Here is a 22351-nt window from a genome sequence, read left to right as displayed (position 1 = left end):
TCGGTTTATCTTCTGAATTAGTAACGGCAAATTAACTCAATGATGGATTAACCGCTTGTAGCGAAATCTGGTTGCAACGAAGATGTTGCCTGGAGCACGTTCCCCAATATCTGCGTTTCAAATAGCTATCTACCGTTTATTTAGATTTCCATTTGCCATGAGCACTGCCACCAAAGTTCCGGTTTCTGTACTAATTCCTGCCAAAAACGAAGAAGCCAATCTGCCCGCTTGTCTAGAAAGCGTTGCTCAGGCAGATGAGGTCTTTGTAGTGGACTCCCATAGCGAAGATCGCTCGGTTGAGATTGCAGAATCCTATGGTGCGCATGTGGTTCAGTTTGATTTCAACGGACGTTGGCCCAAGAAAAAAAACTGGTCCCTAGATAATCTACCGTTTCGTAACGAATGGGTACTGATTGTCGATTGTGATGAACGTATTACCCCTGAACTTTGGACAGAGATGGCAGAGGTGATTACAGCCGATACATTAGACGGCTGCTATCTCAATCGCCGGGTGTACTTTTTAGGCAAGTGGATTCGTCACGGCGGTAAATATCCTGACTGGAACATGCGGTTTTTCCGCCATGTCAAAGGCCGTTACGAGAATCTAAATACCGAAGAAATTCAAAATACCGGGGATAACGAAGTCCATGAGCACGTCGTGATTGAAGGCGGTAATGTCGGCTATCTCAAGAACGATATGCTCCATATCGATTTTCGTGATTTGTTCCATTGGTTGGCTCGCCACAATCGCTACTCCAACTGGGAAGCACGAGTATACTACAACTTACTGACCGGCATGGGAGACGATGGCACCATTGGGGCCAACCTTTTTGGCGACTCTGTTCAACGCAAGCGATTTTTTAAAAAAATCTGGGTCCGTTTACCTTTCAAACCATTTCTGCGGTTTGTGCTGTTTTATTTTATTCGCCTTGGTTTTTTGGATGGATATCCCGGCTATATCTACGGACGGCTGCTCAGTCAGTATGAATATCAAATTGGTGTCAAACTCTATGAATTGCAGTTTGGCGGCAGCCTCAATCTGACTGATAAAGACAAAACTAAGGAAAATCCCAAAGCCGCTTTGGTAGGTGATGTTTAATGATTAACGGCACGTCTAACATTTCTTCTGGCACATTTACTAACGTTCAACCACAGCCTGATACTGATTTTGGTCCGCCATCCCTGGTCGATTTGAGTCGCTATCATCAGCCCGGCTTTGATGTTGGTCGTCCTAAGTGGTACGTGATGCTGTGGTGGTTGGTACAAGCCGTGGTATTTCCTCTCACTCTGCATACCGCCCATGGTCCACGCTCTGCTTTACTCAGGCTTTTTGGTGCCAAGGTTGGTAAAAATGTAGTTATTCGTCCATCAGCCCGTTTTACCTATCCTTGGAAAGTCGAAATTGGTGACTATAGCTGGGTAGGAGAAGACGTCACCTTTTATAGCTTGGCTCCGATTCGCTTAGGCCAGCACTGTGTTGTGTCTCAAAAATCCTACCTGTGCACCGGCAGTCATGATATTAACGACCCCTGCTTTGCACTCATGACTGCTCCGATTGTGATTGAAAACGGAGCCTGGATAGCTACCGATTGCTTTGTTGCACCGGGTGTCAGAATTGGTGCCAACGCCTTAATCGGAGCTCGCAGTAGCGTTTTCAAGGATATGCCAGCTCAATATATTTGTGTTGGTTCACCCTGTCGTCCTCAAAAGCCCAGGGTGATCAAAGCTGAATAACTAAGACTACACGATAACAATCCCTGGGGCTTTGACCTTTCTGTACAGGGTTCCGTGTTTGCATAAATGATTAGTTGTTCTAAATGCATGGCATGTCTTGACGCTGAAATATGCAACATACGTTGTCGAAACAGCATAGTCGCCATCTTTGCATTTAGGGTCAAAAATCTTTTCCGGCCTCTGGAAATAGGGAATTTAGTGCTTTATAGCACCTGTATTAGTTTTCATAGGCCTTGTGTCAAATTCACCTGGTCAGTATTGGCAAGAAACGTCACAATTACGAAATAGACTGTAGGTGACACGATGGGACGGATGGGGGATAGAACACTGGCGATCGCAACCTGGGTAGCCATTGTTGGCACTCTAGTGATCAATACCCTGTCAAATTTTTTTCCAATTGATGGCAATACCGTCGCCGACTTGGCCAACGGTCCCCTTGGTGGTGTGCTCATCACCCCCGCTAACTATGCCTTTAGCATCTGGGGTGTGATTTATGTCGGACTGATTGCCTATGCCTGGCACCAGTCTCGCCGCCAATACCGCAATCAGCTATTAATTAAACGGATTAACGGGTGTTTGATTATTGCCTGTGTCGCCCAGATAGCCTGGATTTATCTGTTTACGCTCCAGCTCTACTGGCTATCGGTGGTAGCGATGCTAGTGATTTTATTAGCACTCATTGCGGCCTACAGCGAACTAGAAGAAGGCCAGCATCCTCCAAACAGCCGTCGTAAACGCTGGGTAAATCGCCCCGTTAGTATTTATTTAGCGTGGATTTCCGTGGCGACCGTGGTCAATATCGCTTCGGCTATCTATGCATCTGGCAAACAAGATCTAGGACTATCAGGAGCCACCTGGACTGCCATCATGATTGTGATCGCCAATCTGATTGCTGCCCTAGCCATTGTCAAACGACGGGACCTCCCCTTTACGCTAGTGTTTATCTGGGCAGACATCGCCATTGCTCAACGACACCCAACTCTGCCCACCATCTGGATACCGGCGTTGATCACAGCCGCAATTTTAGTGGGTCTGCTAGTCTATCGTCGCTCTCCCAGAAAAAGCTGGTAAGCCGGATTGTCGTTTTCTTCCCAATAGCGATAGCCAAGGGTTTCTAAAAATGCCTGCCACTCGTCCATTTCTTCCGAAGGCACCTGCATACCAACAACAATCCGGCCATAGTCAGAGCCATTGTTACGGTAGTGGAACAGGCTAATATTCCAGTTGGGGCTTATGGAGCTGACAAACTTCATCAGGGCACCGGGCCGCTCAGGAAACTCAAATCGGTATAGCCGTTCATTTTTAGCAAGGGCCGAATGACCACCGACCATATGGCGCAGGTGCATTTTGGTGAGTTCATCATCGGTAAGGTCCAAAGTTTTAAAGCCGTTGGCTTCAAACTGGTCTTTCATGGCAATGGCATCGTCGCGATCGCAAATCTCCAGCCCTACAAAAATATGAGCCTCAGCCTGGTCAGCAATACGATAGTTAAACTCCGTCAGGTTACGCTTACCAATCTGTTCACAAAATCGCTTAAGGCTGCCCGGCTGTTCTGGAATCGTCACCGCAAAAATCGCCTCCCGCTGTTCCCCTAACTCAGCTCGCTCGGCCACAAACCGCAGTCGGTCAAAATTCATATTGGCCCCACAGGCCACCGCCACCAACGTTTCATCCTTAATGCCAGTTTGCTTGACATAAGCTTTAGCTCCGGCGATTGCCAACGCCCCAGCCGGTTCCACAATTGAGCGAGTATCCTCAAACACATCCTTGATAGCTGCACAAGTATCGTCGGTGCCCACCCGGATAATGTCATCCACATATTGCTGACACAGCCAGAAGGTTTCTTCTCCCACCTGGCTCACTGCTACGCCATCAGCAAATAGACCCACCTGGGAAAGCTTGACCCGCTGCCCCAGCTTCAGGGACTGGTACATCGCGTCCGCATCCTTTGGCTCCACACCGATAATTTTAATTTCAGGTCGCAGCCGTTTGACATAGGCTGCAATGCCAGAAATTAGACCACCACCACCAATGGCAACAAAAATTGCATGGATGGGCTGTTGATACTGGCGTAGGATTTCCATACCAATAGTGCCCTGGCCGGCAATTACGTCTGGGTCATCAAAGGGATGCACAAAGGTCATGCCCTTTTCGGCCTCCAACTGACGGGCATGGGCATAGGCATCATCAAAGGTTTCACCATGGAGGACAACTTCTCCGCCACGAACTTTTACCGCATTGACTTTGACTTCGGGGGTGGTTTCCGGCATCACAATAACGGCACGGGTACATAGCCGCCGTGCTCCCAGGGCCACCCCCTGGGCATGGTTACCCGCCGAGGCTGCAATTACACCACGGGCTAATTTTTCCGGTGGCAGCTGGGCCATTTTGTTATAGGCACCCCGCAGCTTAAAGGAAAATACTGACTGCATATCTTCACGCTTTAGCAGCAGCTGATTCCCCAGACGCTTGGATAGATTGGGTGCAATTTCGAGGGCTGTTTCTTGGGCAACGTCGTAGACACGGGCGTTGAGGATGCGTTTGAGGTAATCAGCGTGCATGGGGAGCATAAACAATGGGCACTGGGACCATGGGTACCGCCCACTGAACCGTAGAAACGCGGGGGATTGACATGACCCATTACAAAATATACCGCTCTACCAGGAACCCCTAAATCATTGCAGCTATAAAGCGCAACTGGATTAGTAAGTGAATGAACAAAACTATCCATCAATCTGGGCTATCTCCGTGGGAGACGCTTCGCGAACGACTCCGCGGTTCGGCTGAGCGTTCGACTGAGCTCACGCCGAAGCCTCACCGTCGAAGCCTCAGCCCTCACCTTCTCTAAATTAACTGGTTGAGCGGAGCCGTATAGCCCTATGGACATGGGCCAGCCTAATGCAAGTTCTCCCCTTCGGAGTTACCAACTTTCCCAGCCAGCGCTCCCTGAGCGGAGTCGAAGGGGTCGCTGACCTAATTAGTTGATATTCTTTTCGAAATCTCTCCTCTAGGATCTGTAGATCAATACAGGATCTTGTATTGGAATAGGGTGCATCTTTTCTCAAGTCGTTTAGTAACGATCAAGATGAGGTCCTTTTTACGTAAATTTTTGATCGGTGTTGCGATCGCATTGGGTGGATTCATCCTTCTCAGCGTCATCCTGGCCGTGAGTGTGCTCTATCTATTGATAGCGCAGGTTGAATATGACCGATTTGCCGATCCCACCGGTCAGTACGAAGTCGTAATCACGTACCCTAAGCTTTATCACTTTATTCCAGCTATGCCCGGTCAAGGCAGTGACATGAGCGGCAATATCGCTATCTATGACCGTGAGGGTACTTTTTATGGTGGCGACTCGCTTGATTTTGTGCGGGATGGTCATAGCCTTGAATGGACAGACACTGGCGCATCGCTGCAGTTTGTCGGCGAGTGGGATTTTGAAGCGGGTACTTATTCCTACTGGTCAGAAGACGGACAGCTGATTGTTGAGCAGGTACGAGAGTAAATTACCCAAAACGTCGAAAGACCATGACTATTAGGAGCTGACTATCCTCCGAGAAACCGTAAGGTGCATTAACAATGCACTGCCCTAACTAATTTTTTGGCAATGTATGCGGGAACAAAAGACCGGCTATGGCCTGCTTGACTCAACAATCTGTGCCTGATAGCCTACACATTAGGCAACTGATAACAGCTGTCTTTCCGCACCCAAAAATTTAGCTGCGCGAGATGGCAGTGCTACCAACACCGCCACCCCGCTAACCCGGCCAACTGTCTTACCCAGTTGGTGAGCTGTGAGCATTTTACAGCCACCCTGAGTTTAGTTGCAGGGTGGCTATCTTTTTGGGGGCATTTCCTCCCTGTCGTTTCGTGGGTCAATTGCCCAACATCTAAAGGAAAACGCCCCTATGACTTTCTCATCTTCCCCATCTGGCACCCCAGTGCCGCCCAATTTGCCTGCCGACTTTTCCAGCAGCCTACCCCCCAGCGGGTCCATCCGCCATATTTTGCTCGGTCACCCTGACCATATCCGTCAGACCATCCACCTGCTGCACAATCTACGCTACGTAGAAATCAGCCAGTGGAGCCCCCTCATCGAAGTACCCGAAAACCGATTGATCTTAAGACCCCAACCTGACGAGCTAATCAGCATGTTGGTACGACGATTCTAGCTATAGCCAACAAGATGTAGGTTGGGTTAGCGGTCAGCGTAACCCAACATGCCAACCCATAACAGTTCACCGCCAATATCTGATGCTAATCAATGGTCTTAATACACAATTGTTCTTTTTGGGTACAGCAATGTTGTGTTTACAACAATCTCGATAGAATTTTTAGTATGTGGGTAAGGCGCAACCCAACCTACGTTTGAGAATGAGAAAGCGTCTGAACAGACAACCTATCACGACTTCATAGATGTCAATTTTGGCCGTAACAAAGATGAACTTGAATAGATCAACAAGGCTGTCCAAATGAAGCTAAAGCTCACTAGATGTGTTTGGGTAAACGGTTCTTGATATAAAAACACACCTAGCATGAGCTGTATCGACGGGGCGATATATTGACAAAACCCTAACGTCGCTAACGACAGCCGCTTTGCAGCATTATTAAACCATAACAGCGGCATTGATGTTGCAACACCCGCACCAACAAATAATAATGTCAGTCCAAGACCGTTGCCAAAGCTGCCGGTCCCGGTTGCCCCCCAATAAGCAATCATCAACAGCGCCACGGGTGTCATCAATGCAGTTTCCACCGCTAGCCCTACCATTGGCGACACGGCTACCATTTTGCGCAACAATCCATATAGCGCAAACGTTCCGGCTAAACCCAGCGCAATCCAGGGCACTGCTCCAAACTGCCAGATAAAGTAGCCCACACCAAGGGTAGCTATCACGACAGCTATCTGCTGCCCGCGATAGAGTCTCTCTCGCAGGACAACAAACCCGAGCATGACCGACACCAACGGATTGATAAAATAACCGAGGCTGGTTTCAACAACCCGGTCTGTATTCACACCATAGATATACAACCCCCAGTTAAAACTCAGCAGCAAAGCTGTTGCCAATAGCGCCAGTACTTGACGTCGCGGTAGTTTGCGCAGTTCTGATAATCGCTGTTGCAGCGTCAAGATTAGCCCCAGAAACACTAGCGACCACACCATGCGGTGACTCAGCACTTCGATGGGTGAGGCTGCCTTAAAAAACTTCCAATAAATGGGGAGTAATCCCCAAGACCCGTAGGCAAGAAATGCATAAAGTGAACCTGTTTTTGGATTTAAGTTGGTATTCAAGACGGTATGCCGGTAGAGCGCATTTAACCCTAACAGCTACTGATTGTGACCACCATGCACCACATTGATAGGGTTCTATAATTAAAAAGATGTAAACTTTTAATAAATAATCACTCTAAGAGGTATTCCTATGGCTACCGGATTTGGCAAAGCTAAACCTAAACCCCAGGTGTCTGAGCGCACCAAACGCCGTCAGGAAGCCTCTAAGGAAATGGATGAGCGACGGGCTTCTGGTGATCCTGAATTTGAGGTCCACATTCGCATCAAGGACAAAAAGCAGTGGTACCCAGTTGGTGTCATCGCGGTGAAGCGCTCTGTTGATATTGATCGAGCAATTTTTGCTAGTGAAGAAGACTTGCTCCAGGGGGCGTTTCGGATTTATCCAATCCTGCGGAAGAATAAGACTAATCTGGAATATGGCTACCGAGTCAAAGCGTTTAAGGATGAGCCGATTACCATAGCTGTACCACCCAAACCAGGCATGGCTGGTGGTGTTCAGGCGATTGCTAACCAGGTGAAAAATAGCGTAACTGGATTGTTTAAGCGGTAACTAGTTGGACAAAACAGACCCCTTTAAACAATGTGTCAGTCCTCGCAGGGTGAACATTACTCACCCTGCGACTTTTAATGATGGCTGGGTATATTGCGATCGCATCCCCAAAAATCATCCACCCGCCACCGTCCTCGACTACTACACCCATCGCTACCGCCATTCAGACCGCGCCACCTGGCAAACTCGCATCGAAACAGGCCAGATTCTTCTAAATAACCAGCCCATAGCAGCCGATACACCGCTTAAACCTGGGCAAAATCTTAGCTACCACCGGCCCCCCTGGCAGGAGCCTCCGGTTCCCCTTGATATCACCACTATTCACGAAGATAACGTGGTGCTAGTGGTTAACAAACCCTCAGGCTTACCCGTCCTCCCCGGTGGCAATTTCCTGCAACACACGCTTCTGTGGCAGGTCCGGCAACGCCACCCAACCGCAGCTCCCATCCATCGTCTGGGTCGGGGCACCTCAGGCATCATGATGATCGCCAAAACCAAAACGGCCCGTGCCCACTTGAGTCAGCAAATGCGCCAGCATCGCTTTGGCAAAACCTATCGCGCCCTGATCGGCCCAGCGGCTGACCTGCCTGATCAGTTCAGCATTACCCATCCCATCGGCAAAATTCCCTATCCTCAGCTAGGACATATCTATGGGGCAAAACCAGATGGCCTCGACGCCCACAGCGACTGTAGTGTAGTCCAGCGCCAGCCCGAGGCCACCCTGCTGGATGTCACCATCCTCACCGGTAGACCCCATCAAATTCGGATTCATTTGGCGACTCTGGGCTATCCACTCCTGGGGGACCCGCTTTATGTTGCTGGTGGTCAGCCCCACCCAAACGGAAAAGCTATTCCTGGCGACTGTGGCTACTGGCTCCATGCTCATCGGCTTTCATTCATCCATCCGACCGGCAAACCCATGACCCTCACCTGTGAACCACCGCCATGTTTAGTAACGTAGAGATACACAGAGGTTCGCTCTACCGCTACTATCAACATTGGCTCGTTTTATCCCAGACCCAACCCCATGACTGCACCCGCTAACCACCGTATTGAAAAAGATTCTATGGGGGAAAAAGAAATTCCCTCAGCTGCCTATTACGGCATTCAAACCTTACGGGCGGTAGAGAATTTTCCCATCAGCGGGTTAAAGCCACTGCCTACCTACGTAGATGCTTGTTTGCTGATTAAGAAGGCTGCTGCGATCGCAAATGGAGAATTAGCCTGCATACCGATTGAAATATCCCAGGCCATCGTGACTGCGGCTGATGAAATCCTTAAGGGTGCCTTGCGCGATCAGTTCATTGTAGATGTGTATCAGGCAGGGGCCGGTACCTCCCACCATATGAATGTGAATGAGGTGCTGGCCAATCGGGCGCTGGAGCTACTGGGAGATGAGAAGGGTAACTATAGTCACATTAGCCCCAATGACCATGTCAACTATGGCCAGTCCACCAACGATGTGATTCCGACAGCGATTCGGATTGGGGGGCTACTGGCGTTGGAGCATACGCTATATCCAAGCTTGGAGGGTGCGATCGCAACGCTCCAAACCAAAGCCCATGAATTTCAAGACATTGTTCGTTCGGGTCGTACCCACATGCAGGACGCCGTCCCCATCCGTCTGGGAGAAAGCTTTCGTGCCTGGGCAGTCATTTTGACCGATCACCTGCGTCGTCTCCGCGCGGCGGCTCAAGATCTCTGCGTTCTCGGTTTGGGCGGTAGCGCCACTGGCACTGGTCTCAACACCCATCCCCAGTATCGTTATCGTGTTGCAGAACTGCTAGCAGGTTTTACCGGTCAACCTCTCATTAGCGCGCCCCATCTGATGGCCGCTATGCAAAGCATGGCCCCCTTTGTTGCCGTCTCCAGTGCCCTGCGTAACCTGGCCCAGGACCTGGTCAAAATTTCCCACGACTTGCGTTTATTAGATTCAGGCCCCAAAACCGGCCTCAAAGAAATCCAGCTACCCCCGGTGCAGCCAGGCTCCTCCATCATGCCGGGCAAATATAATCCGGTGATGGCTGAAATGACCTCCATGGTCTGCTTCCAAGTCATGGGCTACGATCAGGCCATCGCCTGTGCCGCCCAGGCCGGTCAGCTAGAACTCAATGTGATGATGCCCCTGATCGCCTATGACCTGATCCACAGTATTGAAATCCTCGGCAACACCATCAGCGCCCTTGATAAACGCTGTCTAGCCGGTATCACCGCCCGTCCTGACCGCTGCCGCGACTTTGCCGAAGGCAGTCTGGCCCTGGTCACCGCTCTCAACACCCATATTGGCTACCTCAACGCTGCCGCCATTGCTAAAGAATCCTTAGAAACCGGCAAATCCATGCGTCAACTCGTGTTAGAAAAAAATCTGATGCCCGCAGATAAACTAAATGAAGTGCTTGATTTAGAGAAAATGAGCAAAATTCCTGAATAACCCCCTCTCGGGAGGGTTAACCAACGGGCGGTGTAGGTTTCACTCACTCCCACAGTAACCCACCCCAAAGCCGTAGGTTGGGTTGAGCCCGCGAAACCCAACATTGCCACCCCCCCAAAAATTAACCCCCAAAAAATGGTTGGGTTTCATATTGCAACCCAACCAACCCTTTTCCCAAAACCACAACCACCACCTCTAACACCCATGACCTCATACCAAGCTCCCACCAACCCCTACGAACTCGAATCCGAAACCTGGTGGGTACAACAATGGGTGGACCTGCTCAACTCTTACCGCTTCAAAAAGCGGCTAGAACGAGGTCGTCGCTATGCCCGTGAAGGCCATATTCTCAAACTAGACTTTAAAGAATCTAAAGTCTTCGCAGCTGTCCAAGGAACCGCCGCTGATCCCTACCAGCTCTCCATTTGGATTGAGCGCTTCACCGACGAAGACTGGGACTTTGTCATCGATACCTTATCTCAAAAAGCACTCTACTCAGCTCAGCTGCTTGCAGGGGAAATGCCCACCGATATTGAGAGCGTTTTCACCGCCAATGGGCTCAGTTTATTCCCCTTTACCCTGGCAGATGTACACTCCAAGTGCAATTGTCCTGATCCCAAAAATCCTTGCAAACACATTGCCGCTGTCTATTATCAGCTCGCAGACGCCTTCCGAGAAGAGCCGTTTGTTCTTTTCCAGCTACGTGGTCGCACCAAGGAACAAATCATTGATGCCATTCGTGAAAAACGAAAGCAGCAGGTAGAAGAGAATCCTGTAGAAACCGTGGCTGAAGACACCGAAGAAGTTATTGTTGCCCCTGAGCCTAAATCTCAAACACTGAACCTAGAAAACTTTTGGCAATATGATGACGCTCTAGATTCGTCTTTAGTAGTGATTACACCAGCCGACCAAACGGTATTGGATCTCTTAGGACCGATGCCTCTACCTGCTAGCGATGCCCAAGTTCTCAGCGGACATTTTACCAGTCTCTATCAAAGCGTAGCTCAGCAAGCAATGATGTCAGCGTTGAGCTAGTCATTATCTTCCAACAAAACTGATACTTTCGTAGGGATAAAGCCTTGTGCCTACTCTCAGATATGCCTTCAGACATTGTAGTCCCTCAATCAGAATCACCCTTAAAATGGAACCTCGCTAGTGAACTGCAAGCGCTTTTTCGTAATTGGATGAATTAACTGAAGAGACTTAGCATGCAGATGTAGCCGTTCTGCCTGATTAGGCTGCCCATATAACGAATCGCCAACGATGGGTGAATTTAACCCTTGTGGATGTGCTGCATGCACCCGGAGCTGATGAGTTCGTCCTGTATGGGGTACAAACTGAACCCTGGGGCTATCACCTGCTTGCAACACCTTAAAGTGAGTCACACTTGGTTTACCATACTCGGCATTGACCGATTGTCTGGGACGTTCATTCGGATTGCTCCAAAGGGGTAACTCAATCACACCCACTACTGGAGCAATTGGTTGTCGGAGCACAGCCTCGTAGGTTTTAAAAATTTGATGATCAGCAAACTGTTGTCCTAACGCTTTATGAGCACTACGGGATGTGGATAAGACTAAAAGGCCAGACGTCGCCTGATCCAGACGATGCACAACTTGTACAAAATCATAGTCCGGTAACTGATACCGAAGACGACTGAGCACACTGTCCTGAAGATCATGCCTACGTCCCGGCACCGAGAGCAGTCCTGCTGGTTTGTCGACCACGATGATTGCATCATCTTGATAGAGAATGGGAAGGGATAACGATGGGTTCTTTGGTGGAGGTAAAACCGACAGCTGAGAGATATGCATCAAGGTTTGGCAGTCTTCTAAAGAGGCTCCATAAAATTGTTCTGAAAAACAGTCTCCTTGTGGCTTTCCCCACCAAAACTCTGCCATAGCAAGAGGCTTGAGATCGTGAGTAGCTGCATAGTGTAAGAGTTTAGCAGCAGCCCGCTGACAAACTCTCTCTATGACAGCATCGTAGATAGTATTTGGAATGTCCTTACCACTAGGCTCTATTTTGTCTCCAATTCTCTGAATCGCATAAGCACTCTGAAGTTGAACCTGCCACTGTCGAGAAAGTGCTGTATATTCTTGCTTGAGCAACTGCATGTGTTGCTCGGCTTGGGCGATTGCTTCAGTCAAGGGCGCAAGCTCCCGAGCACGCTCTTGTTTTAGGTGACGACGTTCAATGCTGTCTTGTTGGCTTTCTCTTTTTAATCTGTTTAGCGCTTTGGTTAGGGCATCTCCTTGTAGGATGTTGTGGTAATGGCTGCGATCGCGATCGCGCCCCTGTTTCCTCTGCCGATGCCTCACCGTTAGCTGTTGTAGTCGCTCAGCATAGTACTGAACCATCTGTCCATAAGCCACATGCACAGGGAGCTGATGGAACATAACAAGTTCCTGCTTCAACCGATCAAGCTTGGCTAGCGTCTGGGTCTCAGTCAAAGCCAGCTTCGCCTGAGCAGACACTGGAGGCACCCAACCTGCCCCTTGATTCTGCCCAGCTAATGACCCGGAAAATCCTTTGAGAACTACCCTATCTCCATGCGTTGTCTGCGCTAAGAGCACCCCATAGAGGTTCCCGGTCTCTAGTTGGTCAGATGTTGTCATCGCCAGTTGCTGTATGAGCCCCTTAGCAATTGACTCCACTACATCGGTACGGGGCAACTGCCATAACATACCTGTCTGAGAACATTTTGCCGTGTAGGTATAATGCAGGGCGGACGATAGATCGTTCCCTGAGCTAAACTCTGAAAGGTCATGTAGTAGTTTCATCGTTCAGTCTCGCGATCGCACTACCCAAACACCACTCAACATCAATAATACTGGCACTAACCAGGCTCCCCGTTTGACAAACAGTGTCTGAGTATCGCGCCGATAAATAGTCGCGATATGCGTGTCCACCGTCAAAGGAGCTGACATCCATCGCGTATGTCCATGGGGATCAACAACTGCTGATAGTCCAGTATTGGTGCTTCGTGCTGCCCACCGATCCGTCGAAATCGACTGGATAACATCCTGTCCATGGTGCTGCGCCATCATCCGAAGCGGATACGGATCATTGTTAGACGCCGTCAGAATAAACTCTCCGCCTTGAGCCACTTGCCGCCGAAAAATCCAATCATAGGCGGAATCATAACAGATGCCGACAGCCGCCTGTCCTAGAGCAGAGTCAAATCGTTGGCTAAGCTGCCCTGGCAGCATATCTGTACTGATAGGAGAAAGTCGAGAAATTAAATCTCCTAATACAGACTGCAGGGGAATATATTCTCCTAGTGGCACCAGCTTAATCTTGTTATATTGTGCTGCGCTATTAGGAGCAACCTCCACCAAACTTTGGTAAATATGTGCGTTGTCTGTGGGAACAAATGTCCCCAGCCACAGCGGGACACCAACCTCGCGCACAACCTGACTAAAAATGCTGGTCTCGCGATTCCACCGGGTGGGAATCGCTCCCTCCGGTGTAAGCACCGCATCCGCTCCGTCCTGCGCTAGCTGGCGATAGTTGTTGCGATACACATCTTCAGCCTGACGCACACCTCGATAGGTAAGCTTTTCTCGGCTAGGAATATTGCCCTGGATGATGCCAATGTTTAGGGCTGCTGCTGGTTGGTCCTGTAGAGGTTGTTGATAAAGTCCCCAGCCAATCAGGTGCGCGATCGCAAACAATCCTACAGCCGCCATCAGCCAGCGACGAGAGTAAGAACGAACAGCTGAAACAGCCAACACCCCATTGACCGCCACGATGGCAGCTGTAATTGTCAAATGTCCCGATAATCGAGCCAAATGCACAATCACCAAATTACTAGGACTCTGGGTGATGGCTAATGACGTCCAATACAGTGGGCCAATACTCCACAACGCCTCGATACCACACCATAGAGCGGTGCCAACAAATACTCGACCGAGATTACCCAAAGAAGCTATCTGTCGTAGAACTGCCATACCAACAGCCCACATAACAGCGATACCGGCTCCCCAGAGAGTAACAAAGGTGTAGGCAAAGAGTGCGATCGCAATACTCCCTAACCAAGGCACCCCTAACCACATCAGCGGATGCAAATGTAGTACCCACTCCAACATCGCGCCATGGTATCCCACCCCCCACATCAGAGCACAGAAAGCACTCCTACGCAGACTGCCTCCACGATGAATCACATACCAAAGTGGAGCCAATGCTACCCAAGCTAGTGGCCATGCAGGCCATAGCCCCATCAAAATACCTGACACCAATAGCCCCAGATACTCAAGCTTGTCAGCAGATTTAGCTTTGGAGATTAAAGGCTCTGTCAAATGAGATATCGCCATCATGTACAGACGTTGCCTGCAACGTCTCTCCGATTCCCTTGACCCTACAACGAACTTGAATTCAAACTCTCTGCTTCCCCTTGAGTTTGAGGTAAATGTAGCCCACACTCCTGTTTTAAACCCTTAAAGCGGGTCGCCCGCTCATCCTCGTCAGCCGCCGTCATCGGACGGCTCGAATGCCAATCACCCACCGTTACATATCCCTGATCAAACAGAGGATGATACGGCAAATCATAGGTCGTCAAATACTTATACACATCCCGCGAATTCCAGGACAAAATTGGATGCAGCTTATAAATATTATTCTGCTGAGCAATCCGCCCCAGGGTCTGACGATGCGATGTCTGATTAGCTCGCAATCCAGCCAGCCATGCTTTTGCCCCCAGATCCTTGAGGGCACGCTGCATAGGCTCAACCTTGCGAATATAGTCGTAGCGGTTGAGGGCACTGACATTATCTTGATCCCAGAGTTGCCCATAGATCGCTTCCATACGAGCCGGACTCATCGAGGATTGATACACTTGCAGATTGAGCTGCAGTCGCTTAGTCAGGTCCTCAGCAAAGCGATAGGTCTCTGCAGGCAGATAGCCCGTATCTACCCAAATTACCGGAATATTTGGCATCACCTGAGTAACCAGATGCAGCATGACAGCTGACTGAATACCAAAGCTAGTACTCATTACTAGGGTTTCACCAAAGGTCTCAACGCCCCAGGCTACGAGTTTGGAGGCATCCATATCCGCTAGGGTCTTATTGAGTGCTTCAAGATCTAAATCGCTTTCTAGCACTGCATTTGCCATAGTTTCAGCCGCTCCGTGGTGCCAACGTGAGGTGTTATGGAGCCCATGGTAGGCAACGCGATCACGATGCTCAGGTACCAAATGGACTTGCCCCATCATCGCATCATAACGGAAAGCCTCACTTAAATTTGTTTATAAATACCAATCTGCAGGGGTTGATTTATCTAGAAACAGCTGATCATATGGCAGCACGCTCAGCAGCTGCACCGCTCCTGAGATAACCAGCTCATCCAACCTCTCTGCAGTTATACAGAAGTCATGCAGATGATTTAATCGCTACTAGACGTAGTCGACGGTAGTCTGCGACCCATTGGCGGCCATCGTGTAGTTGAGGTCGCAAAAAGGCTTCAACCTCTCGCAGCAAGACTTCTACATCGTCTGTACTCAGTCCTGCCAGCAGGGCATTGCCAAACATCTTGAGCCAGTTGGCCAACCCTTGCTCACCATCATTTAAGGGCGTAGGGCGATCAATCATGGCTGCAAAGGTAACTTCTAAACCGTAGGTTTCTAGCAGATGGGCATATTCGCCAATACGGGGAAAGTACCAGGGACTCAAATTCTCCTGTTGTCGAATCGTTTCAACGGCCTTGACAATAGCGTGTACATTGCCCTTGCCGCCGAATTCGACTACAAATCTACCACCCGGTTTCAAGGCATTGACGACCGCTTGAACAGCCTGTTCCGGTGGTTTAACCCAGTGCAGCACAGCATTGGAAAAGATAGCGTCAACGGGCTGCTTTACTCGAAAATTACAGGCATCAGCTACAGCAAACGATAGCTCGGGATAGTGCTGCTGAGCCGTAGCAATCATGGCAGCATCTGCATCGATCCCACTCACAATCGCACCGGTTGCTGCTAAAGCCTGGGTTAGCTGTCCGGTGCCACATCCCAGATCTAGAATGCGCTCCCCTGGCTGGGGAGCGAGCAAGTCGATTAGAGCAGTCCCATACTGCCAAACAAAGCTGTGTTGGTCTTGGTAGCGAGCGGTATCCCAAACTTGCGGAGTATCAACAGAATCAGAAGCCATAGCCATTAGATTTGAAGCAGGGATTTGTGCAGAGCAGTCTACAGCTGAACAAACTCTTTAAGTTCCAGAACAACTCTAGATCAACTGGCAGGGTGAATTTCTAGTTTTAGATCAAACTCTTGCTCAAAGCAGGCTTTCTTGTCATTCACGCTCCAAACCTCTAGCTCACACTTTTCGTTAGTGCGGGCCGGGGTAAAGCGCAGGGTCATTCTATGGGTCTGGGGATCATAGCTGGTTTGGAAACTTGCGATCGCACCCAATCGTCGCCGGTCCAGTCCTACTGCAACTCGCAACATCGAACTCAGCTGGCTAACAATTTTGCGACTTGTTTTAGTCAGCGCCTTATACGGGTCGTGCTTGAGTTTAGGTGAACTCTTCCGATGGTAGCGAGCAAGATTCGCAATCAACTCAATTTCGATGCTAGTAAACCCCAACAACTCTCCATTGCGAATCAAATAATAAGAATGCTTATGGTGAGAACCATGACTAACAAAATGGCCACAGTTGTGAAGCATCGCAGCCGCCCACAAGATTTCCCGCTCTAAAGGCCCCCACTCATGGAGCAGTCCCCGAGTTTGGTCAAATAAATCCAGGGCAAATTTAGCCACTAGCTCACTATGCGGTTTATCAACCCGATACTTATGAGCAGCTTTCATGACACTGCGTTCACGCACTGACTGCTGATACTGCATCCGGTCTTCGATCAGACCATGGGTGAGCATCCAGTCCACTACCAAACCTTCTCGTAGAGCATGCTCGCACACAGTAATGCGATCAACACCCAGCATTCGCATCGCTTCCTGTAGGATGACAGCCCCAGGCACAATGATTTCAGCTCGTCGGGTAGAAATCTCCGGCAGCTTGAGCCGCCCACTAAAGCTCATCCGCCGCAGTTTTTGGGTACACCGCTCCAACTCTGCCAGCGTCATGGTGTATCCATTAATGCGAGCAGGCACCGTTCCTAGCTTCTCAATAGCTGTTAGCATTGCCAGGGATTCCACCGTCCCAGAGGTCCCCACCAACGCTAAAGATTCTTCTGCAGACAGCTTAGCTTTTAGCTCATCAACGCTAGGCTCAAGCCGTCCTCGCACATAGGCTTGCAGCTGCAAGAATTCTTCGTGACTGATGGGATTAGTCGTCACCATTTGGGCATTCAGCCTGACAGCTCCCACCTTAGTACTACTCAGAAACCGATGGCGTTCTCCAGTGCCTAAAATGAGTTCAGTAGAACCACCGCCAATATCGATGATGGCATGAGGTTTGCCGTGCAGTTCCATACCAGACAGCACACCCAGATAAATACGTCGGGCTTCTTCAAGACCAGAAATTAGGCTGATATCAAGGCCAACCTCCTGCTTCACCCGCTCGATAAACAATTGACCATTACTAGCTTCACGGGTAGCACTAGTCGCAACCGTGACAATATCATCAGCATGATGACTGTCAGCAATTTGTTTACACCGCTTTAGAGCAGCAATCCCTCGCGCCATGGCTTCGTCCGACAGACAATTAGTACCCGGACGAAAATTACCAAGGCGTACCGTATCTTTTTCACGACCAATAATGGTGAACGCAGGCAACTCTGGTTGAATCTTGACAACCACCATATGGACTGAGTTGGTTCCAACATCAATGGCAGCTAAGATGCGCTCTCCCTGAAGCAATTGGCGTAGCTCAACCGAGGTTTCCGAAAGGCTGGGAGCGTAGACCATCTGGCCTAGGCGAGCAGTGGCTGAATCAACCATTGTGAATATTGAACAATGTGGTAATCATCATACAATTCCAGTACTTCTACCGAAATCAGCAATACAGGACTTTATTGTCAGCTTTATATCCTAAAACGTTATCTTTGTATCCGATATAACGTTTTTTCAAATGTCTTTTATATGTCTAAAGATGTAGGGTTTGGGTCCAAGATCGTTCCTATTCTAGGAAGAAGCAGCCCCTCAGGTAAGTATGTTAGCCTCTGATTGAGGTATCGCTAATTGACAGTTTGCTATTTGCATGCTGTCACACTGACTCATCTTTTTTTGCCTACAGGAGGCATTTTTAATGGTTATGGTGGCTCAGGCTCGCCCTAGTGAGCGGGCAGAATTTATTAAGCGTACCTACACCCATCTTGCTGGGGCAGTAGGTGCGTTTGTAGTGGTTGAATTTTTATTCTTCCAGCTGGGGATTGCCCCATTACTGGCTAGTTTCTTCCTTGGCAGTCGGATTGGCTGGTTAGCCCTGTTGGGAGGATTTGCTTTGCTAGGTTACCTGGCTAGTAACATGGCAGCTAAAGCCGATGATATCAACGCTCAGTATATGGGCTTAGGTCTATACATTATTGGTGAGGCAATTATTTTTGCACCATTGCTGGTGGTAGCAGTGTTAAGGTCTGACCCATCAGTCTTGCCCACTGCTGCAGTGATTACCCTATTTCTCTTTGGTGGTTTAACAGCAGTTGCTTTTACCTCAGGCAAAGATTTTTCATTTTTAGGGGGCATCCTCAAAATTGCAGGCATGGTAGCCCTCGGACTCATTGTCTGTAGCTTGCTCTTTGGTTTTTCCTTGGGGTTAATCTTTTCTTTCTTTATGGTTGCCTTCGCAAGTGCAGCCATTTTGTACAAAACATCTAACGTGATGTATCGCTATTCCACAACCCAACATGTGGCAGCGTCGTTAGAGTTGTTTGCTGCAGTGATGCTCCTGTTCTGGTATGTGTTACGTATCCTGATGTCTTCTCGCCGCTAATCACCATAGCCACACCCCACAAAACGCACAAATCCCTGACCAAATGGTCAGGGATTTGTTTAAGTGACTGTTAACGCAGGCATTCATCTGGACAATTCCATTGCCTCCCAAAGGTTATTGTCCTTTCATCATGATCAAATTAAGAATTTCATTGCCAACTGCCTCATATTCCTGCCAACCCTTCTCAGATCGCTGATCCTTAATGGCATAGACAGGCACACCTTGCATAGCTGCTTTTTGAAACGCGGCCAGACGGCCAATGCCCACATCAAAGATAGGAATATCCGCTTCCTTAAGTAGTTCTTTCACCTCATCCCCTGCTCGACTCGGCTTAGGCGGAATGGACGTAATTAAGATGCGATACTGACTTGTTTGAATAGATTTAAGATATTCGATAGTTAAAACCAGGGCATCCAAAGACAAAATATCTGGCATGGTGGGCAACACCAGTAAATCACACGTATTGGCTAAAGCTGCTAAATCTTCGGTGGTGGGCCGCGCTTGAGTATCAATGATGACATGCTCATAGGTTTCAGTCTGAGCTTCTGCCTGCCACTGATTAACCACTGTAAACGGCAGTTCCCCACGACTGGCCCAACCTAAAGCTGAACAGTTGGGATCTGCATCGATTAATAAGGTTTTTCCTTTACCTTGGAAAAATGCGGCCAGGTGAATGGCGGTAGTGGTTTTGCCGACTCCCCCTTTGAAACTGGCTACCGTGATAATCATGCAGTACTGCTTGTCCTGAACTCGGTGTAACTCGCTATTAGATTAACGATACAGTTGGAGGGTTGCCCATCCAAGGTTGGTTTCCTGAACTCAACCTGCTTCAACGTTAGTAATGCCAATGGTCATTTCAATTCAGTTACCGGATCTGCAGGCAACCCATCGCCTGGGCTGGCTGATGGGACAGCGCTTGCCAGCAGGAGCAGTGATCTTACTGTCAGGACCTTTAGGTAGTGGTAAAACTAGCTTTACTCAGGGTTTAGGAGCAGGGCTAGGCATTGAGCAGACTATTGATAGCCCCACCTTTACGCTGATCAATGAGTATCTAACGGGACGGGTACCTCTCTACCATGTTGATTTATATCGTTTGGATAGGGCAGGGGCCAATAGTCTTTATTTAGAGACCTACTGGGACGGGGAAGACGTAGACCCTGGAATATTAGTGATCGAGTGGGTCGAAAGGTTACAGTATTTGCCGGATAGTCCCATTAGGTTGAATTTAGCTTACGCAGACGTTGGCCGCCAGGCTGAGCTGAGCTGGCCCATGGGCTGGCACGATACGCTATGGCACAATTTACAGGAGACATTAAAGAACGATGAAGTACTGGTTGATGAAGTCTGAGCCAGACGTGTACAGCATTGACGATTTGGAACGCGATCGCAATGAAATCTGGGACGGCGTGCGTAATTACCAGGCTCGCAATTTTCTAAAATCCATGGCGATTGGCGATATCGCCTTCTTTTACCATTCCAACACCAAACCTCCCGGTATTGCTGGCCTGATGAAAATTGGCAAAGAAATGGTGGTCGACCCCACCCAATTTGACCAAAGTAGTAAATACTACGATCCCAAGTCCACCCCCGAAACCCCGCGTTGGCATACCGTTACGGTTACTTACCTGGAGACATTTGAGCATTACATCAGCCTTGATGAACTCAAAAGTAAGTTTGATCCTGATGAACTACAGGTAGTTAAGCGCGGCAATCGCTTATCCGTTATGCCAATTACAGAGGATGTAGCGAAACGGATTTTGACATTAGCCAAACCGTAAAATCTCTTACGTACATATCCCAAGTGGCTCCAGAAAAGAGTATAGCCGGGCCACGTTAAGCCATTTCTTCTAATTTTTTTGATGAGACTTGTTCATCAAATGAGAGAACAAATTCTCACTGGGAAATATAGGTCTATCACACCCTCACATATAGCAATCATGTGGGTTTAGACTGATTTCCTTATGATAAGACAGTTGCACGAGCGCCTTGCAGGAGGCAAATCTATCCTGCTATTGGCCGTTGCCATTTGGCTGGTTTGGAATGGAGCTGTATTAGCTGCAGATAGCCACCCTGAACCATTCCCCGAATCGCTGCAGGTGACCGTAGATACAATCTGGGTTTTGTTATGTGCAGTACTTGTATTCTTTATGAATGCCGGGTTTGCCATGTTAGAAACAGGTTTATGCCAAAGCAAGAATGCCGTTAATGTCTTGTCTAAAAACTTAATTGTATTTGGTGTTGTTTCCCTCTGTTTTTGGGCCATCGGCTTTGCCTTAATGTTTGGCGATGGCAATGCTGTCATTGGTCATTCTGGTTTCTTTTTACGGGGTTTAGATTTAAGCCCTTTAACCGGCGATCGCTACAGCGGTGTCTTCAGTTCCCTAGCCACAGCTGGCATACCATTAGATGCAAAATTCTTTTTTCAACTTGTATTTGCTGGAGCCGCCGCAACCATTGTTTCCGGTGCAGTTGCTGAGCGCATTTCATTCTTTGCCTTCTTTAGCTTTAGTGCAATTCTATCCCTGTTCATTTATCCAACAGTAGGTCATTGGATCTGGGGTGGAGGATTCCTCCAGACTCTAGGATTCTATGATTTTGCTGGATCAACAGTCGTCCATAGTGTCGGTGGCTGGGCTGCGTTGACAGGTACTTGGTTATTAGGACCACGGGCTGGTCGCTACAACCATGACAATCAAAAGACGATGCCAGCCCATAATCTTGCGATCGCTACCCTAGGCGGCTTAATTCTCTGGTTTGGCTGGTTTGGGTTTAATGCCGGTTCAACAATGACAGCCGATCCAGTAGCAGCTAGCCGGATTATCTTAACCACCAATTTATCAGCCTCGACTGGAGCAGTAGCCGCCGCCATCGTATCCTGGCTAGTCACCAGTAAGCCAGACCTCAGCATGATTATCAATGGCACATTAGCAGGTCTAGTTTCGATCACAGCTAGCTGTGCATATGTCACCCCTCTAAGCGCAATTCTCATCGGGTTTATAGGAGGGATGTTGGCGGTTTTCGCAGAGCGTTTGTTTTATCGATTGCACATTGATGACCCTGTAGGTGCTCTGCCCGTACACTTGGTAGGAGGAATCTGGGGAACCATTACCGTCGGATTATTTAGCGTTGGTCCTAATATCAACAGTTGGCACTCCGCAACGTCAGGTCCAGCTCTAGGTTTCTTACTCGGCGGCACCATCCAACCCGTGCTCATTCAACTGGCAGGGATTGCGATCGTTGCAGTCTTTGTTGGCATCAGCACGCTATTTAGTTGGTCTATACTTCGTCTCACATTTGGGTTACGCGTGTCTAACCACGCTGAATCAATCGGCCTAGACCTGAGCGAACATGGCCTTGAAGCCTATCCAGATTTTTCTCAACGCTCTCAACCACTCAACACTTTCTTAGAACCCATCACAAATAACCTATTTCCATCATCAGGCCCAGCTTCGGACCAGTAAAGA

General features: G+C 48.9%; 21 protein-coding genes. 13 read left to right on the top strand and 8 right to left on the bottom strand.

The window, feature by feature from the left end; genetic code table 11:
* Positions 1-157 precede the first annotated feature (157 nt).
* The 3 genes from N836_RS56970 to N836_RS56960 all read left to right on the top strand — a co-directional run bounded on the left by N836_RS56970 (position 158) and on the right by N836_RS56960 (position 2805).
* The gene (locus tag N836_RS56970; RefSeq protein WP_023073805.1) at positions 158-1099 is read left to right on the top strand and encodes a glycosyltransferase family 2 protein; all 942 of its coding nucleotides are present in this window, start codon (positions 158-160) and stop codon (positions 1097-1099) included.
* Complete coding sequence (hpsU, locus tag N836_RS56965; protein ID WP_023073804.1) at positions 1099-1734, top strand: hormogonium polysaccharide biosynthesis acetyltransferase HpsU; 636 nt, start codon at positions 1099-1101, stop codon at positions 1732-1734. The genes N836_RS56970 and hpsU overlap by 1 nt, the downstream gene beginning before the upstream one ends.
* A gap of 312 nt (positions 1735-2046) precedes the next feature.
* Entirely contained in the window at positions 2047-2805 is a 759-nt protein-coding gene (locus tag N836_RS56960; RefSeq protein ID WP_235071118.1) for a tryptophan-rich sensory protein, read from the top strand.
* Here N836_RS56960 and ilvA read toward each other — a convergent pair.
* Positions 2775-4295 (bottom strand): threonine ammonia-lyase, biosynthetic, encoded by a 1521-nt coding sequence (gene ilvA / locus N836_RS56955; protein ID WP_031293175.1) that lies wholly within the window; start codon positions 4293-4295, stop codon positions 2775-2777. The two genes, N836_RS56960 and ilvA, sit on opposite strands and share 31 nt — an antisense overlap.
* Positions 4296-4819: 524 nt before the next feature.
* Between ilvA and N836_RS56950 the strand changes: the two genes are divergently transcribed.
* Positions 4820-5239 carry a hypothetical protein gene (locus N836_RS56950; RefSeq protein WP_023073801.1) on the top strand — a complete coding sequence of 140 codons (420 nt, stop codon included), beginning with the start codon at positions 4820-4822 and terminating at the stop codon, positions 5237-5239.
* 403 nt (positions 5240-5642) lie between these two features.
* A complete protein-coding gene (locus N836_RS75350; protein WP_081716905.1) occupies positions 5643-5906 on the top strand; it encodes a hypothetical protein in 264 nt (87 codons plus the stop codon).
* 230 nt (positions 5907-6136) lie between these two features.
* Here the strand turns inward: N836_RS75350 and rarD are convergent, their stop codons facing one another.
* Positions 6137-7027 carry an EamA family transporter RarD gene (gene rarD / locus N836_RS56945; protein ID WP_023073798.1) on the bottom strand — a complete coding sequence of 297 codons (891 nt, stop codon included), beginning with the start codon at positions 7025-7027 and terminating at the stop codon, positions 6137-6139.
* Between the two features lie 130 nt (positions 7028-7157).
* Here rarD and N836_RS56940 point away from each other — a divergent pair, with 130 nt between their 5' ends.
* From N836_RS56940 to N836_RS56925, 4 genes are all read left to right on the top strand, one after another.
* Positions 7158-7577 carry an HHL1-like protein gene (locus N836_RS56940; protein WP_023073797.1) on the top strand — a complete coding sequence of 140 codons (420 nt, stop codon included), beginning with the start codon at positions 7158-7160 and terminating at the stop codon, positions 7575-7577.
* 49 nt (positions 7578-7626) lie between these two features.
* Positions 7627-8538 (top strand): RluA family pseudouridine synthase, encoded by a 912-nt coding sequence (locus tag N836_RS56935; RefSeq protein ID WP_023073796.1) that lies wholly within the window; start codon positions 7627-7629, stop codon positions 8536-8538.
* 66 nt (positions 8539-8604) lie between these two features.
* Positions 8605-10008: an aspartate ammonia-lyase gene (locus tag N836_RS56930; protein WP_023073795.1), complete on the top strand. Its 1404-nt coding sequence runs from the start codon at positions 8605-8607 to the stop codon at positions 10006-10008.
* 204 nt (positions 10009-10212) lie between these two features.
* Positions 10213-11043, top strand: coding sequence for an SWIM zinc finger family protein (locus N836_RS56925; protein WP_031293171.1), 831 nt, complete (start codon positions 10213-10215; stop codon positions 11041-11043).
* 101 nt (positions 11044-11144) lie between these two features.
* Here N836_RS56925 and N836_RS56920 read toward each other — a convergent pair whose 3' ends face one another.
* From N836_RS56920 to N836_RS56900, 5 genes are all read right to left on the bottom strand, one after another.
* On the bottom strand, positions 11145-12791 hold the full coding sequence (locus N836_RS56920; protein WP_031293170.1) for an RluA family pseudouridine synthase: 1647 nt from the start codon (positions 12789-12791) through the stop codon (positions 11145-11147).
* A 3-nt stretch (positions 12792-12794) separates the two neighbouring features.
* Positions 12795-14327 (bottom strand): apolipoprotein N-acyltransferase, encoded by a 1533-nt coding sequence (gene lnt, locus N836_RS56915; protein WP_023073792.1) that lies wholly within the window; start codon positions 14325-14327, stop codon positions 12795-12797.
* Between the two features lie 41 nt (positions 14328-14368).
* On the bottom strand, positions 14369-15223 hold the full coding sequence (locus N836_RS56910) for a phosphoadenylyl-sulfate reductase (protein ID WP_023073791.1): 855 nt from the start codon (positions 15221-15223) through the stop codon (positions 14369-14371).
* A 157-nt stretch (positions 15224-15380) separates the two neighbouring features.
* Entirely contained in the window at positions 15381-16151 is a 771-nt protein-coding gene (locus N836_RS56905) for a class I SAM-dependent methyltransferase (protein WP_031293167.1), read from the bottom strand.
* 80 nt (positions 16152-16231) lie between these two features.
* The gene (locus tag N836_RS56900) at positions 16232-17896 is read right to left on the bottom strand and encodes a Ppx/GppA phosphatase family protein (protein WP_023073788.1); all 1665 of its coding nucleotides are present in this window, start codon (positions 17894-17896) and stop codon (positions 16232-16234) included.
* A 307-nt stretch (positions 17897-18203) separates the two neighbouring features.
* Between N836_RS56900 and N836_RS56895 the strand changes: the two genes are divergently transcribed.
* Positions 18204-18887 carry a Bax inhibitor-1/YccA family protein gene (locus tag N836_RS56895; RefSeq protein ID WP_023073787.1) on the top strand — a complete coding sequence of 228 codons (684 nt, stop codon included), beginning with the start codon at positions 18204-18206 and terminating at the stop codon, positions 18885-18887.
* 114 nt (positions 18888-19001) lie between these two features.
* Here the strand turns inward: N836_RS56895 and N836_RS56890 are convergent, their stop codons facing one another.
* Positions 19002-19616 (bottom strand): ParA family protein, encoded by a 615-nt coding sequence (locus tag N836_RS56890; RefSeq protein ID WP_023073786.1) that lies wholly within the window; start codon positions 19614-19616, stop codon positions 19002-19004.
* A gap of 118 nt (positions 19617-19734) precedes the next feature.
* Between N836_RS56890 and tsaE the strand changes: the two genes are divergently transcribed.
* The 3 genes from tsaE (at position 19735) to N836_RS56875 (ending at position 22348) form a co-directional block, all read left to right on the top strand.
* Positions 19735-20235: a tRNA (adenosine(37)-N6)-threonylcarbamoyltransferase complex ATPase subunit type 1 TsaE gene (tsaE, locus tag N836_RS56885; RefSeq protein ID WP_031293166.1), complete on the top strand. Its 501-nt coding sequence runs from the start codon at positions 19735-19737 to the stop codon at positions 20233-20235.
* Positions 20225-20665 carry an EVE domain-containing protein gene (locus N836_RS56880; protein WP_023073784.1) on the top strand — a complete coding sequence of 147 codons (441 nt, stop codon included), beginning with the start codon at positions 20225-20227 and terminating at the stop codon, positions 20663-20665. The genes tsaE and N836_RS56880 overlap by 11 nt, the downstream gene beginning before the upstream one ends.
* Positions 20666-20848: 183 nt before the next feature.
* A complete protein-coding gene (locus N836_RS56875; RefSeq protein ID WP_023073783.1) occupies positions 20849-22348 on the top strand; it encodes an ammonium transporter in 1500 nt (499 codons plus the stop codon).
* Positions 22349-22351 lie beyond the last annotated feature (3 nt).

It is taken from the genome of Leptolyngbya sp. Heron Island J, assembly GCF_000482245.1.
Taxonomy (GTDB): Bacteria; Cyanobacteriota; Cyanobacteriia; order Phormidesmidales; family Phormidesmidaceae; genus Leptothoe.
The sequence above is the reverse complement of the archived record's forward strand: the minus strand, read 5'-3'. Positions and strand labels throughout refer to the sequence as shown.